This is a genomic window from Saccharothrix longispora, assembly GCF_030852425.1.
Lineage (GTDB): Bacteria > Actinomycetota > Actinomycetes > Mycobacteriales > Pseudonocardiaceae > Actinosynnema > Actinosynnema longispora.
Genome location: NZ_NSDM01000033.1, coordinates 1 through 15,315, shown reverse-complemented (window position 1 = coordinate 15,315; position 15,315 = coordinate 1). Strand labels below are relative to the sequence as shown.

The following is a 15,315-nucleotide window of genomic DNA, read 5'->3' as shown; positions in this document are numbered from 1 at the left end:
AAGCGGTACGACCTGTACGCCACCGATGGCACCACCGCGTTGCCGCCGGAACAGCTCCCTCTGCACCGGGCGCTGCGCGAGGGCGCTGTTCACGACCTGGACATCGTCATCGCCCCCGCGCCCCCACCTGGCCGTGGGTCACCCGCCCGGTGGCCGTCTGGCCGGGCGGGCTGCGCTCGGCCTGTGAGGTGTCAGAACTCTGCACTCGCATGCTGAGCTGCGACGATCGCGCACGCTGGACCTTCAGGGCATGATCGTGAGGTGTGGCGTTACGACTGCTGTACCTGATCTTCGTCCGAGTCGGTGACTGGCTGGTCCTGCTCGGCCGGTCCTCCGCGGCCAAGGACGTGGAGCTGCTGGTACTGCGGCACGAAGTCACCGTGCTGCGCCGGACCAACCCCCGCCCGCGCCTGGAGTGGGCTGACCGTGCTGTACTCGCCGCATTGGTGCACCGACTCCCCCGACGGCCGCGCGAGCACCGGTTGGTGACACCAGGCACCGTCCTGCGATGGCATCGACGCCTGGTCGCGAGGAAGTGGACCCACCCGAACCGCACCGGCAGACCGCCGGTCGACGACACCGTCGTAGCGTTGATCGAATGAATGGCGCGGGAGAACGCCGGCTGGGGCTACCGCAGGATCCAGGGCGAGCTGCTCAAGCTCGGCCACCGGGTAGCCGCCTCGACCGTGCGCCGCGTGCTCAAGCGCCTGCAAATACCGCCCGCACCCGGCGTGACACCGGCATGTCATGGCGGCGGTTCCTCCGCGTCCAGGCCACGAGCATGGTGGCCTGCGACTTCTTCCACGTCGACTACGCGGTCACCCTCAAACGCGTCTACGTGCTCTTCGTGATCGAAGTCGCCACCCGCCACGTCCACATTCTCGGCACCACCACCAACCCCGACGGCCCCTGGACCACACAACAAGCCCGCAACCTGCTGATGGACCCGGGCGACCGAACAGACGACTTCCGGTTCCTCATCCGCGACCGGGCCGGCCAGTTCACCACCTCGTTCGACGCGGCCCTCGGTTCGTCGGAACCGTTCGGCGAGAAGCCACCGACCGACTGCTCATCATCAACCGACACCACCTGCGGACCGTGCTGGACCGCTACGCGACCCACTACAACCACCGCAGACCACACCAAGCCCTACAACTCGCACCACCACGACCGGACCACCCGGTCACAGAGCCGCGCCGCACCTCGATACGCCGCCGACCAGTCCTCGGCGGCCTGATCAACGAATACGAACCCACCGCCGCCTAACCGCAGGTCAAGCCCTGTGGCCGACTTTTGACACCCCACAGGATCGCCGAGACGCTGAAGCCCCACTTCATCTGACCCCGGACCCGAGCGGCGCACTTCGGGCAAGTCGGGCGGACCGCCCCGCACAGCCGTGCCGCCTGGCCGTCGGCAACGGCTGTTCGAGCGGCACAGGACTCAGGCGCTCGGCGTCGTCAGGCCGCGCGGCCGCACCGAGGTCAGCGCCGCGATCCCGAACACCAGGGCGGGCAGCACGAAGTAGGAAACGGGTCCGAGGCCGAGTACCAGTCCCCAGGCCGCCATCGCCAGAGCCACGACCGTCGTGACGAACGCGACGGCACGGCCAGTGAGGTCCGAGACCGCGACCACCGCCGCGGCGGCCAGCGGCACCCCGAGCAGGTACGCCGTGGCGCTCCCGCTGTCGGCAGACGACACCGGCAGCAACGCGACCGCGACCCCGACCGTCGTCGCGACCCCGGTCCACCGCAGCGCCCGGCCGATCGTCCCGGGAACCGCCCGCCGACCCCGCAGGCGGACGAGCACGGCGACCGTCAGGAACAGAAAGACGCACACACCCGCGATGGCAGCGATCATCCCAACACCTCCCGGTGCGACAGGGCCGTGACCCGGATCCCACCACCGAAGGTACGGCAAGCACGACCTGATGACCCGGCTGCCCGACCAGATCACCCGCCGCACCTGCCCTGGACAGCGGGTTCACCACGACGATGCCGCCGAGGAAGCTCCACAAAGGACTGCTCAGCGGTCGTCGGCCACCGGAATCAACGACGACCACGAGCGCAGCCGTTGTGCGACGAACGGGCGTCGCGCGCGTTCGCTCGCGGCCGCTAACGTGCTACCAGGCATCGCCGCCTTTCGCCATGGAGGAGAACATGCAGCTCCGACGTGCCTTATCGGTAGTCCTGCCAAGCCTGTTCGGCGTGATCGCCCTGTCGACCACGGCTGCCGCGGCGGCTGAGGTCGGGCCCTCACCGGCGCAGGAAGCGGTGGGATGCCACTACGAGCACACCGGCACGGACTTCGGGTTCGGCTTCACGGCCGTGCTCAAGGTGACGAACACCGGCTCGGATCCGGCGAACGACTGGTGGGTCGAGTTCGACCTGCCGCCCGGCGTTGTCATCGAGACCACCCACAGCGCCCGCTTCTCCCCCGCTCGCACCGGCCACATCCAGGCCAACGCCCCCGCCTGGCTCCCGAACCTGGCACCCGGGGCGTCGGCCAACGTCGGGTTCAACGGGAGCAAGCCGGTCGGGACCAGCCTCGTCGTCTCCAACGTCACCCTCAACGACGTGCCCTGCACCAGCTGACTCGTGAACAGCGGTCGCACGTGAGCAACGCGTGCGCGAGGCTGCGCCTGCCGCCCATAAGCGGCCGGGACGATGACGCGGCGATCCTCGCGCCCTGACACCAGATCACCGTCCTGGAACGCCCTCGTTACCTTTCGTAGCTCCTGATCGAGGAGTTGTGGTCGCCGGGTCCGGCATGACTGACGCCCCCAGTCGAAGGCATGATCCGGGGGGTGGTGTCACCGGACCCGGTGGCATCGCCGGACCGCTGATAGGGACACGGCCGCCTCCGGGCAGGTCTCGTCGTAACGTGGGTGCCGGCCTGCGATGCCCACCCGGCGACCACCCGCGACGAACGAACGGCACGACGAATGACCAGCACTTTCGGGGTGTTCCTCGGCCTGACGTGGGCAAGGGCGAACACCACGCCCGTCGGCCTGGACCCGACCGGGAAACGGCTGCACGACGCACCCCTGCCCAACAGCGAACCGCGACTGCGCGCGCTGTTCGACAAGCTCGCCGCCCACGGGCCGCTGCTGGTGGTGGTCGACCAACCGGCCACGATCGGGGCGCTGCCGGTCGCGGTCGCCCGGGCGGCCGGGCACACGGTGGCCTACCTGCCCGGCCTGGCCATGCGCCGCATCGCCGACCTCTACCCCGGCCGCGCCAAGACCGACGCGCGCGACGCGTTCGTCATCGCCGACGCCGCCCGCTCGCTGCCGCACACGCTGCGGCCGGTCGACGTCGGCGACGAGGCCCTGGCCGAGCTCGACGTGCTGGTCGGGTTCGACGACGACCTGGCCGGCGAGGCCACCCGCATCGCCAACCGCATCCGCGGCCTGCTCGCCGGCGTCCATCCCGCCCTGGAACGCGCCATCGGCCCGCGCATCGCTCACCCGGCCGTGCTGGAGATCCTGTCCCGCTGCGGCGTGTGGGGTGTCAGAACTCTGCACCGGCATGCTGAGCTGCGACGATCGCGCATGCTGGACCACCAGGGCATGATCGTGGGGTGTGGCGTTACGACTGCTGTACCTGATTTTCGTTCGACTCGGTGACTGGCTGGTTCTGCTCGGCCGGTCCTCCGCGGCCAAGGACGTGGAGTTGTTGGTGCTGCGGCAGGAGGTCGCCGTGTTGCGCCGGAGCAACCCCCGCCCCCGGTTGGAGTGGGCCGACCGTGCTGTACTCGCCGCGCTGGTTCGCCGACTCCCCTGGCTGCTACGTGAGCACAGGTTGGTGACACCGGGAACCATCCTGCGATGGCACCGACGCCTGGTCGCATGGAAGTGGACCTACCCCAACCGCACCGGCCGCCCACCGGTCGACGACACCACCGTGGCATTGATCGAACGCATGGCGCGAGAGAACACCGGCTGGGGTTACCGCCGGATCCAGGGCGAGCTGCTCAAGCTCGGCCACCGGATAGCCGCTTCCACGGTTCGCCGCGTGCTCAGGCGCCTGCGGGTTCCGCCCGCTCCCCGGCGCGACACCGACACGTCATGGCGGCGGTTCCTGCGCGCCCAGGCCGCGAGCATGGTGGCCTGCGACTTCTTCCACGTCAACTGCGCCGTCACCCCAAGCGGGTCTACGTGTTCTTCGTGATGGAGGTCGCCACCCGCCACGTCCACATCCTCGGTACCACCACGAACCCCGACGGGGCATGGACGACCCAACAAGCCCGCAACCTGTTGGTGGACCTCGGCGACCGGACAGACGACTTCCGGTTCCTCATCCGCGACCGGGCCGGCCAGTTCACCACCTCGTTCGACACGGTCTTCTCCGACGCCGGCATCCAGGTCGTGAAGATCCCACCACGGTGTCCGCGAGCCAACGCCCACGCCGAGCGGTTCATCGGAACCGTCCGACGCGAAGCCACCGCCCGCCTGCTCATCATCAACGAACACCACCTGCGGTCGGTACTCGACCGCTACGCGACCCACTACAACCACCGCCGACCCCACCAAGCCCTACAGCTCGCACCACCACGACCGGACCGGCCGATCGCAGAGGCGGACTGCACCTCAATACGCCGTCGACCAGTCCTCGGCGGCCTGATCAACGAGTACGAACTCGTAGCAGCCTAACCGCAGGTCAGGCCACGTGGCCGACTTTTGACACCTCACAGGCCACCCGCGTGTCCCCCGACAACGCCGCCCTGATCGTCACAGCCGCCTACACCGGGCTGCGCTGGGGTGAACTTGACCGGCCTGCAATGGTCACGGGTCGACACGGCCAACCGCGAGATCCGCGTCGACGGCAAAGACGGCGCCCTGCACGAGGTCGGCGGCAAGCTCACACCGGGACCGCCCAAGACCCCCGCCAGCGTCCGTACCGCGCACCTACCCGAATTCCTGGTCGACCTGCTCGACGACCACCACGACCGCCACCCCCACGCCCGCTTCGTGTTCACCGGAACCGACGGCGGCGTCCACCGACGCTCCAACTTCCGCCGCCGCGTCCGGCTACCCGCACTACGCGGCGACACCGCCACCGGCCGACCGCGGATCAACCCCGACATGCACTTCCACGACCTGCGCCACACCCACAAGACCTGGCTCATCGAGGACGGCGTGCCCGAAGTGCTCCAGCACGAGAGGATCGGCCACAAGTTCCACGGCGTCATGGGCGTCTACTCCCACGTCACCCAACCCATGATCGACACCATGCTCGCCGGACTCCAACACCGCCGGGAGGAAACACGGGAGCAAACGGGGAGCACGAACCCCTGACCACCTTCACAAATACGGAGGTGGTCAAGATCGTCTGCTCCCCGTTTGCTCCCCGCAACGATCAACGGCCCGCAGACGAAGATCGTCTACGAGCCGTTGACCTGCACAAACACACTATGGGCGATACCGGGATCGAACCAGTGACCTCTTCGGCGTGAATGAAGCCGATATAACGCCTCTACCGGCAAAAATGGAGTTGGCGCACGAAAACGTGACCATTGGGAGCCGTTGACTGCAGTTCCACATTGTTGAACGCGTTCGACGGCTCCCAGTTTGCTCCCACAGCCCGCTCCCATGCGTTTGCCGGGGCTCCCGCACTACCGCCGCCCGATGCGACAACCGCTACCCACCAGTGCGACACCGGGCGAGTTCGACTACCTACTCGACGACACGAGGCATCCGCCGTCAGCGCAGGTAGAGTCCCTGCGCTGACTTTCAACGCCCACGCGGTACATCCGCGCCGCCCCCGGCGAGAAATACCGGTCGCCGGGGAACCCCGTGTCGTCCACCGCGAACGCGTCCGGATCGACGAGGTCCCGCGGTGACACCGCCAACCGCCGCCACCACCTCGGCGTGATTCCGCGTCGAGGTGGTGGCGAACTGCTGCGACTGCCGATGATCAACCCTGAGACGTTCGCCCATCGGCCGCACCGGCTTGCGCTTGCCGTCCGATAACAGGCCACGCAGGTACAGCTCGTGCCTGGCCCGCTGGTCACACGGGGTGACACCGCCGAACGCGTCCGCGGCGAAGTCCCCGATCACCGGGCGAATCACCGTCATCTCCTCCGGCCTCACAGCAATAGGAGGTCACGTCACCGCCACACCCCATCGCTCGACCTGACGAAGTCCTACTAGGCGATGGTGTACCCGCCGTCGGCCAGCAGGAGCGCACCCGTGACGTAGCTGGACCGCGGCGAGGCGAGGAAGAGGATCACCTCGGCGATCTCCCTCGGCTCGCTCATGCGCCGCAGTGCCGTGGTGGCGGCGGCGTTGTCGTGAACCGCGTCCCCGAACAGGTTCATGACGGTCCCGGTCGTCACCCCGCCCGGCGCGACGGAATTGACCCGCACGCCGCTCATGCCGAACTCGACGGCCCAGTTGCGGGTCAGGGACTCCAGGGCTGCTTTGGTCGCGCCGTAGGCGGCGGCGTTGTGGACCGGTGACACGGCGGCCACCGTCGAGACGTTGACGATCGCGCCCGCGCCCTTGGCGACCATGGCGGGCGCCAGCGCCGCGGTGAGGTGGAACGGCGCGAGGACGTTGACCGCGAGTAACTCCTCGAAGCCCTCGCGGGTCTGGTCGGCGGTCGACGCGAACGGGTAGATGCCCGCGTTGTTCACCAGCACGTCCACCTCGCCCGCCGCCGAGGCGAGCTCCCGCACGCCCTCCGCGGTGGACAGGTCGGCTCGGACGAACCGCGCGGTCCCGCCGTCCGCCTCGATCCCGGCGACGACGTCCGCGCCGCGCGCGGCGTCCCGGCCGTGGACGATCACGCTCGCGCCCTCGCGGGCGAACAACTTCGCGGTCTCGTGGCCGATCCCGGCGGTAGCGCCGGTGACGAGCGCGACCTGGTTGCGCAGTTCCACGGGTGTGCTCCCTCACAGTTCGACAAAAGGCGAAGAACGTATGCCGCCCCGAACCCCGTTCGCAAGCCCCGGCGACGGATCAGCGCGGCGACCGCCCTGACCTCCCCGGTTTGCTGGCACGGTCCAGGACGGCTCGCCCCAGCACGGGAACTTGACGGGTGAGATTCCCGACTGGGCCGTCCCCTCGACGTCGCACCGGCCTGGCCGTGGCGGTAGCCGTGCCACGGAGTCCGGGGCGACCGGGTACCCGAGCGCACCACGACGACCTGGTCGGCTTTCCTCCGATCACAGGCCGACGCACTCCTGGCCTGCGACTTCTTCGTGCCCGTTTCCGAGCTTGAGCGGATGAGGCCCTTTGGTGCGCAGACGGGGGAACTCCTGGTAGATCGGACGTTGTCGAAGCGCCGCTCTGCCAGGAGCTCCGTTGTTATCGTGCCCGATGCCCGTGGGCGGTTCCACCGCGGGTGCCCTCTGTTGCCGCCTGGCGGCCTCTCACCAGCCCACCGTGCGGACGGCCCGGTATCCCACCGACGTCACCGGCACACAGTGGGCCGAGATCGACCCGCTGCTGCCCGATCCGGCGTGCCTGGCCGGTCGGGGTGGGCGGTGGGAGAAGCACTGCCGACGGGTGATCGTGGACGCGATCCTCTACCTGGTCGACAACGGCATCAAGTGGCGTGCCCTGCCGGCGGACTTCCCGCCGTGGCCCACGGTCTACAAGCGGTTGCCGCGTGGGAGAAGGTCGGTGCGTCGCAGCGGCTGCTCGACGCGTTGCGCGACCGCGTCCGCCTGGCCGAGGGCCGGGTGGCGGCGCCGTCGGCGGCGGTCGTGGACTCCCAGTCGGTGCGCGCCGCCGAGACCGTCGGCCGCGCGACCCGCGGTTACGACGCGGGCAAGAAGGTCCCGGGCCGTAAGCGGAACATCGTCGTGGACACCCTGGGATTGTTGTTGGCCGTGTTGGTGACCCCGGCCTCGACGCAGGACCGGGTCGCCGCGCGCAGCCTGTTGCGGCGGATGCGCGACACCGCCGGCGGGCGGGTCCGCCTGGTGTGGGCCGACGGCGCCTACACCGGCCCCCTGCTCGACTGGGCACGCAGGACACTCCGCCTGGTGGTCGAGATCGCCCAACGCCCCGACCTCCCGTACTTCACCGTACTACCCAGAAGGTCGGTGGTGGAGAGGACTCTGGTCTGGATCACGGGCCATCGCCGCTGCGTCCGCGACTACGAACGACTCCGCCACCACCACGAGGCCATGGTCCGCTGGTCCATGATCCGCATCACCAGCCGCCGACTCACCCAACCCCAATAGCTCGGAAACAGCTACTTATGGCGCCCCTTCGGAGGACCGCCAACCGAGAACCCGATGTTCCATGACAGCGATATACGAAGGGAATCGTCCTCGAATTCGGGTACGGCATGTTTGAGCCAGCCAGGAAATATCACGAGTTCACCGGGTTTGCAACGCAGCCGGATGCCGTGCCCTTCCCCTCCGAAGGCGATTCCGGAGTCGTAGTAGCCGATGCCCGTTCTCGGATCGAGGAGGTCGAGTTCACAGGTGTCCGGCGCGGTAACGTAGTAGATGGCGGACAATGCCGTGTTCGGATGGAAGTGGGCTTCGTGGCGATCGCCTCGACGGTAGACGCTGGCCCAACTGCGACCAACCCCGACAGAGACCGGAGGCCGATCTTCGGCTGTGTCGGCACGGCCGTCCGAGAACGCCTTGTCAAGGGTTTTCCCCATGACTTTCTCGGTGAAGCGACGGGCCATCTCGAGTGCCCACGAAGAGGTACGGTCGGCTGCTTCCTCACCCCACTCGACGAGGTCAGCCGAGGTCTCGGACTTGTAGCCGAACAGGTTTTCGGTGTTCTCGAGGCGTGCCAGCACGATGTCCACCAGCGAAGGATTCACTTCCGCGGCAAAAGGGCAGGGAATGCGCGCGACGGGTGTCGAGAACGCCTGCATGATGGTTCCCGCCGCAGAATTCGTCACGGAGACGCTCGGCACCGTGGTCACAAAACCCTCGTTCCGTCGGTTTGCCGGCGAGGCTGCACACGGCCCGCCGCAGCGGCTATGATCGACATATTCGCACTCCACTGTAGTGGCATTAGCGGCATCGTGGTCGAGGTTGGTCCACCCGGCGTCCCGTCGACCTCCGGATGGACCACGCGCGCACGCAGGGTCATCGCGTCGATCCGTGAGGCACTCCATCGGCCCACAGTCCGTCCGCCGTGAGCGCCGTACGTTGGGTAGCGCCAAGCGGATTTCATGTCGGCGATAACCGTTTCGGCGCTCATCAAGGAGACGACTGTGCGAAACATCCAATTATTTTCGACCGACACCGATGACGGTGTCATTTCCGTCGTGGCCAAGACGGGCCCACGTGAGCATCGGACGGTGCAGCAGATCAGAGTCGGCAACGCACCCCGGGGCGGGGTGAAGTTCACCAGCACGGGACGGGGGTTCGTCTGCAACACCAGCCAGAACACCCTTTCCGAAATCGACGCGGTGTCGCTGCGGGAGGTACGGCGGATCGAGGTCGGACACGGGCCGCGCGGTCTGGGCGTCCTGCCGGACGAGAAGTACGCCGTGGTGAGCAACTCCGGTTCGGACACCGTGTCGATCGTCGACCTGCAGGCCAACGTCGAGGTCCGGCAGATCAGGGTGGGCCGGGACCCGCGGCACATGGTGCTCACCAAGGACGGCCGGTGGGCCTACGTGTGCATTTGGGGCGACGCCTACGTGAGCAAGATCGATCTGAGCGGTCTCGTCGACGGTGACGTCGACTCCGTGCGCGAGGTGACCCGGATCCCGGTCGACGACCAGGCTCACCCGTACAGCCTCAACATCGACCCGAGTGGCCGGCGGGCGTTCGTGGCGAACACCCAGGCGACGTTCACCACCGTGATCGACCTCGACACCGATACCACCCGTCGGGTCGAACTCGGCCACATCGGCGGACGTGGCGTGGCGTTCAGCCCGGACGGGCGGTACGCGCTCATCACCGTCGAGAGCGTCAACCGGGTGTACGTAGTCGACGTGGAGTCGCTGGAGGTCACGCGGGACATTCCCGTGGGGCCCGGGCCTCGTGGACTGGTGGTCGACGCCGAGGACAGCACGGCCTACATCACCAACTTCGCACGACCGACCTTCGTCGCCAGCGCGCCGTCGATGCCGGGGTTCGCCTCCAACTCGCTCACCATGGTGGATCTGAAGTCGGCTCCGCTGGACCGTCAGGAGGGCGAGTTCGACTACGAAGAGATCCCCGTCGGCTACGGGCCGTGCAGTGTGGTGATGTTCGACCTGGATACAATCCCCGAGGACGAGCGGCTCGGCCGTCTCGACGAGGCGGAGTCCCGGCGATGATCGCCGACGGGTGTGCCCGCCGCGGTGGGCACATCCGTCGCACACCGGAGGGGATCGCCACACCAGCATGACCGAAGTCGTCTTCACGCCATTACACCCGTGGACACTGCTGCCGGACGCCAACCGCGTCGACCGCGCCGCGGCACGTGCCGAACGCGACACCTACCGGGACCACTTCAGGTACAAGAGGATCACCCGGCTGCCGGTGGACTGCCCGCCGTGGGTCATGGGACAGGAACTGGGCTGGCTGGTGCCTTCGCCGGTGTCGGTGACCCTGACCCCCGTCGACGACATCGAGTTCGACCTGCCCGAGTCGGAGGAGCTGCGCGCCGTCGGACGGAAGGTCAACCGCAGCGAGATGTGGCAACGCGGCGGCGGGTGGATCGCCACGGGCGACACCGACTGGATGCGCCTGCACGATTTCGCCACCCCCGACAACGGGTGGGAAAGCATGTTCCTGCCCAACGGTGCCGGTACCGTCGAGTGGCGGCTGGGCTGGGGCGTGCGCATCCCCGAGCGGTACTTCCTCCTGGTCATCGGGATCGGCGTGGAGGGCCTCGACGTGCCCGCCGGCGTGCTGCCGGCGCGGACCGTGAACGCCATGGCGGAACGCGGCGGCATCAGTGTCGCCATCCGCCCGACGGCACGGGTCCCGCTCTCCCGGGGCGCCCCCTTCGCACGTCTGGTCCTGCTGCACCCGGATTCCCTGCAGGCTTCACGGGCCGTCGCCATCGAGAAGGAATCCGATGCACGGTAACGGCGCCCTATCCACGCTGTTGCGCCCCCGGGTGCTGCACCTGCTGACCATCGCACTGGTGGCCCGGACCGCCGGCGCGATCATGCCGGTCACCCTGCTGGTCAGCCTCGCCCAGCCCTACGGGTACGGCATCGCCGCGGTCGTCAACGGCGTCTACATCGCGCTGCTGGCGTTCGTCGCGCCACTGCGCGGACGACTGCTGGACCGGATCGGGCAGCGCCGGGCCATCGTGCCCATGGCCGCCACCGCGATCGCGTTCACCGTGCTCACCGCGGTGAGCGTGGGCGCGCAGTGGGCATGGGGCTGGACCCTGACGACCGTCGTGGTCGCCGGTCTGACCAGTCCCCCTCTCAACGCCGCACTGCGCACCTCCTGGCGCACCGTCGTCGACGGCGAAGAAGGGCCGCTCAAGACGGTCCACTCCGCCGACTCGGTGCTGGAGGAGATGGGCTTCGTCATCGCGCCGCTGCTGGCAGGGCTGTCCTTGACGGCCCTGTCACCCGACCGGGCGTACCAACTCTCGGTCGCCGTGTACGTCGTGGTTGTCACGGCCTACCTGCTCGCCCTGCGGCGCTACAACCTCGGTGAACGCGTGACGCCGTCCCCGCCCCCCGAGACAGTGGGCACCCGGCAACGCGTACATCGCTGGATGGGGCCGCTGGCTGAACCCCGCATGCTGCTCATCCTGTCACCGCTTCTGCTGATGGGCTGCATCTTCGGCGGTGGCGCCATCTTCATCCCCGCCTTCACCCAGCACCTCGGTTCCTTCACCTGGACGGGGCCGCTGCTCGCGATGATCAGCGTGGGCGGGGTCGTCGGCGGCATCGCCTACGGCGCACTCCGGTGGGATGCCGACCTGTGGCGCAAGTACAAGGTACTCACGCTCGGGTTCGCGATACCGTCGTGCTTCCTGGTGGCGGTCCGGCCGCTGTGGCTGTTGGCGCTGTTGCTGCTGTTGTCGGGGCTGTTCGTCACACCGATCTTCATCAACGCCTTCCTGCTGGTGGACAGGGAGATTCCCGAGGATTCGCGCAACGAGGCCAACACCTGGGTTTCGGCCAGCACCAATCTTTCCAACGCCGCCATCACGATCGTCGTCGGCACCTACGTCACGGGAGGTCGGTGGACCGCGGCGCTCGGTGTGCTCAGCGGGTGCGCGGCAGTGGGTCTGGTGGTCGCCTTGCTGACCCGCGTCCGGTCCGCCACCGCACCGGCACGCGCGCAGCACGACACGGTCAGTTCAGCCGACTGAAGGACAGAGGTTGCCCCGCACCCGCGAAGTCGAGACGCTGTCGAGCGGTCAGGCGCGCAACATCGCGCTCAACGTGACATCGAAACGTGCCGGTGACGTCGGCGACGTCCTGCGGCACCTGGTCAGCGTGCAACTCGACGCCATCACCGTGCTGGCTCCCGCGCACCGACTGACTCTCGCCGAACGGCTGCTGGACGTCAGGACGGGTGATGTCGACTCCCTGCTCTGGCAGGTGGACAGCGCCGTCGCGTTCGAGTACCCCGCTCACGCCGCGGCACTGGTCGCCGTCGAGGACTGGCCGCTGTGGGCGTTCCGCAGGCGCCGATCCCGGGCCCACCCGCAGTACCCGGACCCGGCCCTCCGCGACAACCTCCTGTCGCGGATCGGCTCCGAAGGCCCACTGCCCCTGCGCCTGCTCCAGGACCAGGTCGACACCGCGGCCGGCTGGAACTGGAGCCCTACCAAAACCGCGGTCCAACTCCTGCTCTGGTCCGGCGAACTGGCCTGTGTCCGCCGGGACCGGGCCGGGAACCGACTCTTCCAGCTCCCCCCTGCCGCGATCGCGGATCAGCACCTCACCGACGCGCTGACAGACCAGGAGTGCCTGCGCACACTAGTCGAACGTGCCGGTCACGCCCTCGGCGTCGCCACCATCGACGATCTGGCGGATTACCTCCGGGTCACGGCGACGAGCGTCAAGGCCGTCCTACCAGACACCGCGCTCATCCCCGTCGCGGTCGACGGTTGGGCACAGCCGGCGTGGGCGAGCGAGCAGGCCCTGGCCCTCACCGACACCGTCGCCGAGGGCGCGTCCTTCCTCGGTCCGTTCGACAACACGATCTGGTACCGGAAGCGAGTCGCGCGCGTCTTCGACTTCGAACACCGACTGGAGGCATACAAGCCCGCGGCCAAGAGACAACACGGCTACTACGTCTGCCCCCTCCGCGTCGGATCGGACATCGTCGGCCGGGCTGACCTCGCCTACCGCGACGGAACGCTGACGATCGTCGCGGCAAGCCTGAACACCCCGACGGAATCCCTCGCCGCGGGCTTTTCCGAAGCCTGCGCACGGTTGAGCGCACTGCTCGGCGCAACTGACATCGCGGTCCACGGCGAGGCAGTCGGCAGCTGGTAATGCGGACCGTGGCCCGAACCGGACACCGGGCGTACGAGGGTGGGCCAGCGGCCCGGACAGCACCTCGAACAGTCGGCGCATCGACGCGCCGCCGAGTCCGCGACGCAGGTCGCGTAAGGCTTTCGCGGACGGCTCGGCCACCAGAAGACCAGCCAGTCCTCCGGTCGCCTTCTGCCGGACCAGCCGGTAGCCGACCTCCGGGAACAGGCACATCGCCAACAGGAAGTAGACACCGACCCGTGACGGGAGGTCATGCAACCGCCGCTGGCCCCTCCTGGTCTCCTCCAGCACCGCGTCCACGAGATCGAACGGCAGACGGCGGTCAGTTCCCCCAGGTGTCCGGGAGCGAACCGGCCCGCGGCCACGGTAACCGTGCGGGGTGATGGCCGTCAGCGCAGGTTGTGGGGTTCCACAACTCTGCACCTGAGCGCTGAGCTGCGGTGATCGCACAAAGCAGTTGTAGGAGCAGGATCGTGGGGCGTGGCGCTACGACTGCTGTACCTGATCTTCGTCCGGCTCGTCGGCTGGCTGGTTCTTCTTGGCCGATCGTCGGCGGCCAAGGACGTGGAGCTGCTGGTGCTGCGGCACGAAGTCGCCGTGCTGCGCCGGGTCAGTCCCCGCCCGCGGTGGGAATGGGCCGACCGCGCGGTGCTCGCCGCGTTGGTCCGATACCTACCCGACCGGTTACGGCAACACCGGTTGGTGACACCGGGCACCGTCCTGCGGTGGCACCGGCGTCTGGTCGCGAAGAAGTGGACCTACCCGAACCGCACCGGCCGACCTCCGATCGACGACACCATCGCGGTGCTGATCGAACGGATGGCACAGGAGAACACCGGGTGGGGCTACCGCCGGATCCAGGGCGAGCTGCTCAAGCTCGGCCACCGGGTAGCCGCGTCAACGGTTCGCCGCGTGCTCAAGCGCCTGCGGGTACCGCCCGCGCCCCAGCGCGACACCGACACCTCCTGGCGACGGTTCCTGCGCGCGCAGGCCGCGAGCATGCCGGCGTGCGACTTCTTCCACGTCGACTGCGCCGTCACCCTCAAACGGATCTACGTGTTCTTCGTGATGGAGGTCGCCACCCGCTACGTGCACATCCCTGGCACCACCACGAATCCGGACGGCCCCTGGACAACGCAACAAGCCCGCAACCTACTCATGGACCTCGGCGATCGGACAGAAGACTTCCGGTTCCTGGTGCGAGACCGGGCCGGTCAGTTCACCACCTCGTTCGACGCGGTCTTTTCGGACACCGACATCCAGGTCGTGAAGATCCCACCGCGGTGTCCGCGAGCCAACGCCTTCGCCGAGCGGTTCGTCGGCACCATCAGACGCGAAGCCACCGACCGCCTGCTCATCATCAACGAACACCACCTGCGAGCGGTACTCGACCGCTACGTCTCCCACTACAACCACCGCCGACCACACCAAGCCCTACAACTCACACCACCACGGCCGGACCACCCGACCGCAGAGCCCACCTGGACCTCGATACGCCGCCGACCAGTCCTCGGCGGCCTGATCAACGAGTACGAACCCACAGCAGCCTAACCGCAGGTCAGAGCACGTGGCCGACTTTGACACCTCACAGGTGTCCAACATCCGGGGTCAAGTCCCCACCGGCGGACGTGTTCTACGCTCGGGCGACCGGGCCGGGCTCGAGCAGGAGATGTGGTCCCTGCTCACGCTCCACCAACTCCTGCGCACCGTCATGGTCGACACCGCGCAATCCCTGCCCGGCACCGATCCCGACCGCTGCGGATTCACCATCGCCCCGCACGCCGCCCGCGACCAGGCCGTCCAGACGACAGGAATCATCGTCGACGGCAACGAAGAATCCGGGGTCATCGCGCATCGTCTCCTGACCGCACTCCTTCCGCCCCGACACCCACGCGTGAGCACCCGCAAGGGCAGATCCCCGATC

At 68.2% G+C, this 15,315-nt stretch carries 16 protein-coding genes and 4 pseudogenes; 15 read left to right on the top strand and 5 right to left on the bottom strand.

Annotated elements, in window-relative coordinates:
• Positions 1-263: 263 nt before the first annotated feature.
• Together CKY47_RS36115 and CKY47_RS36110 are read left to right on the top strand one after the other, a co-directional pair.
• The gene (locus CKY47_RS36115) at positions 264-602 is read left to right on the top strand and encodes an integrase (RefSeq protein ID WP_306750883.1); all 339 of its coding nucleotides are present in this window, start codon (positions 264-266) and stop codon (positions 600-602) included.
• 145 nt (positions 603-747) lie between these two features.
• Complete coding sequence (locus tag CKY47_RS36110; RefSeq protein WP_306750882.1) at positions 748-1,266, top strand: integrase core domain-containing protein; 519 nt, start codon at positions 748-750, stop codon at positions 1,264-1,266.
• A gap of 174 nt (positions 1,267-1,440) precedes the next feature.
• On the opposite strand, the gene CKY47_RS36105 is transcribed toward CKY47_RS36110, so the two are convergent.
• On the bottom strand, positions 1,441-1,857 hold the full coding sequence (locus tag CKY47_RS36105) for a hypothetical protein (protein WP_306750881.1): 417 nt from the start codon (positions 1,855-1,857) through the stop codon (positions 1,441-1,443).
• Between the two features lie 299 nt (positions 1,858-2,156).
• Between CKY47_RS36105 and CKY47_RS36100 the strand changes: the two genes are divergently transcribed.
• From CKY47_RS36100 to CKY47_RS36080, 5 genes and pseudogenes are all read left to right on the top strand, one after another.
• Positions 2,157-2,591 (top strand): cellulose binding domain-containing protein, encoded by a 435-nt coding sequence (locus CKY47_RS36100; protein WP_306750880.1) that lies wholly within the window; start codon positions 2,157-2,159, stop codon positions 2,589-2,591.
• A gap of 350 nt (positions 2,592-2,941) precedes the next feature.
• Positions 2,942-3,499 (top strand): annotated as a pseudogene (locus tag CKY47_RS36095) (IS110 family transposase); the annotation flags it as partial.
• A gap of 82 nt (positions 3,500-3,581) precedes the next feature.
• Entirely contained in the window at positions 3,582-4,169 is a 588-nt protein-coding gene (locus CKY47_RS36090) for a helix-turn-helix domain-containing protein (protein WP_306750879.1), read from the top strand.
• Entirely contained in the window at positions 4,169-4,651 is a 483-nt protein-coding gene (locus CKY47_RS36085; RefSeq protein WP_306750899.1) for an integrase core domain-containing protein, read from the top strand. Before CKY47_RS36090 ends, CKY47_RS36085 begins: the two co-directional genes overlap by 1 nt.
• A gap of 114 nt (positions 4,652-4,765) precedes the next feature.
• Entirely contained in the window at positions 4,766-5,296 is a 531-nt protein-coding gene (locus CKY47_RS36080; protein WP_306750878.1) for a tyrosine-type recombinase/integrase, read from the top strand.
• Positions 5,297-5,731: 435 nt separating this feature from the next.
• On the opposite strand, the gene CKY47_RS37180 is transcribed toward CKY47_RS36080, so the two are convergent.
• Positions 5,732-6,076 carry a transposase gene (locus CKY47_RS37180; RefSeq protein WP_371320797.1) on the bottom strand — a complete coding sequence of 115 codons (345 nt, stop codon included), beginning with the start codon at positions 6,074-6,076 and terminating at the stop codon, positions 5,732-5,734.
• A 71-nt stretch (positions 6,077-6,147) separates the two neighbouring features.
• Positions 6,148-6,882: an SDR family NAD(P)-dependent oxidoreductase gene (locus tag CKY47_RS36075; protein WP_306750877.1), complete on the bottom strand. Its 735-nt coding sequence runs from the start codon at positions 6,880-6,882 to the stop codon at positions 6,148-6,150.
• Between the two features lie 439 nt (positions 6,883-7,321).
• Between CKY47_RS36075 and CKY47_RS37175 the strand changes: the two are divergent.
• A pseudogene (locus tag CKY47_RS37175) lies at positions 7,322-7,555 on the top strand (transposase); the annotation flags it as partial.
• Between the two features lie 29 nt (positions 7,556-7,584).
• Positions 7,585-8,193: an IS5 family transposase gene (locus CKY47_RS36070; RefSeq protein ID WP_306750876.1), complete on the top strand. Its 609-nt coding sequence runs from the start codon at positions 7,585-7,587 to the stop codon at positions 8,191-8,193.
• An 11-nt stretch (positions 8,194-8,204) separates the two neighbouring features.
• On the opposite strand, the gene CKY47_RS36065 is transcribed toward CKY47_RS36070, so the two are convergent.
• On the bottom strand, positions 8,205-8,897 hold the full coding sequence (locus tag CKY47_RS36065) for a TIGR02466 family protein (RefSeq protein ID WP_306750875.1): 693 nt from the start codon (positions 8,895-8,897) through the stop codon (positions 8,205-8,207).
• 252 nt (positions 8,898-9,149) lie between these two features.
• Between CKY47_RS36065 and CKY47_RS36060 the strand changes: the two genes are divergently transcribed.
• The 4 genes from CKY47_RS36060 to CKY47_RS36045 all read left to right on the top strand — a co-directional run bounded on the left by CKY47_RS36060 (position 9,150) and on the right by CKY47_RS36045 (position 13,391).
• Complete coding sequence (locus tag CKY47_RS36060) at positions 9,150-10,247, top strand: YncE family protein (RefSeq protein WP_306750874.1); 1,098 nt, start codon at positions 9,150-9,152, stop codon at positions 10,245-10,247.
• A 67-nt stretch (positions 10,248-10,314) separates the two neighbouring features.
• Entirely contained in the window at positions 10,315-11,004 is a 690-nt protein-coding gene (locus CKY47_RS36055) for a hypothetical protein (protein ID WP_306750873.1), read from the top strand.
• 31 nt (positions 11,005-11,035) lie between these two features.
• Entirely contained in the window at positions 11,036-12,256 is a 1,221-nt protein-coding gene (locus CKY47_RS36050; RefSeq protein ID WP_306750872.1) for an MFS transporter, read from the top strand.
• A gap of 10 nt (positions 12,257-12,266) precedes the next feature.
• Positions 12,267-13,391 (top strand): DNA glycosylase AlkZ-like family protein, encoded by a 1,125-nt coding sequence (locus CKY47_RS36045; protein ID WP_306750871.1) that lies wholly within the window; start codon positions 12,267-12,269, stop codon positions 13,389-13,391.
• A gap of 15 nt (positions 13,392-13,406) precedes the next feature.
• Here CKY47_RS36045 and CKY47_RS36040 read toward each other — a convergent pair.
• Positions 13,407-13,756 (bottom strand): annotated as a pseudogene (locus tag CKY47_RS36040) (transposase domain-containing protein); the annotation flags it as partial.
• Between the two features lie 115 nt (positions 13,757-13,871).
• Between CKY47_RS36040 and CKY47_RS36035 the strand changes: the two are divergent.
• The gene (locus CKY47_RS36035) at positions 13,872-14,942 is read left to right on the top strand and encodes an integrase core domain-containing protein (protein WP_306750870.1); all 1,071 of its coding nucleotides are present in this window, start codon (positions 13,872-13,874) and stop codon (positions 14,940-14,942) included.
• A 16-nt stretch (positions 14,943-14,958) separates the two neighbouring features.
• A pseudogene (locus tag CKY47_RS36030) lies at positions 14,959-15,315 on the top strand (hypothetical protein); the annotation flags it as partial.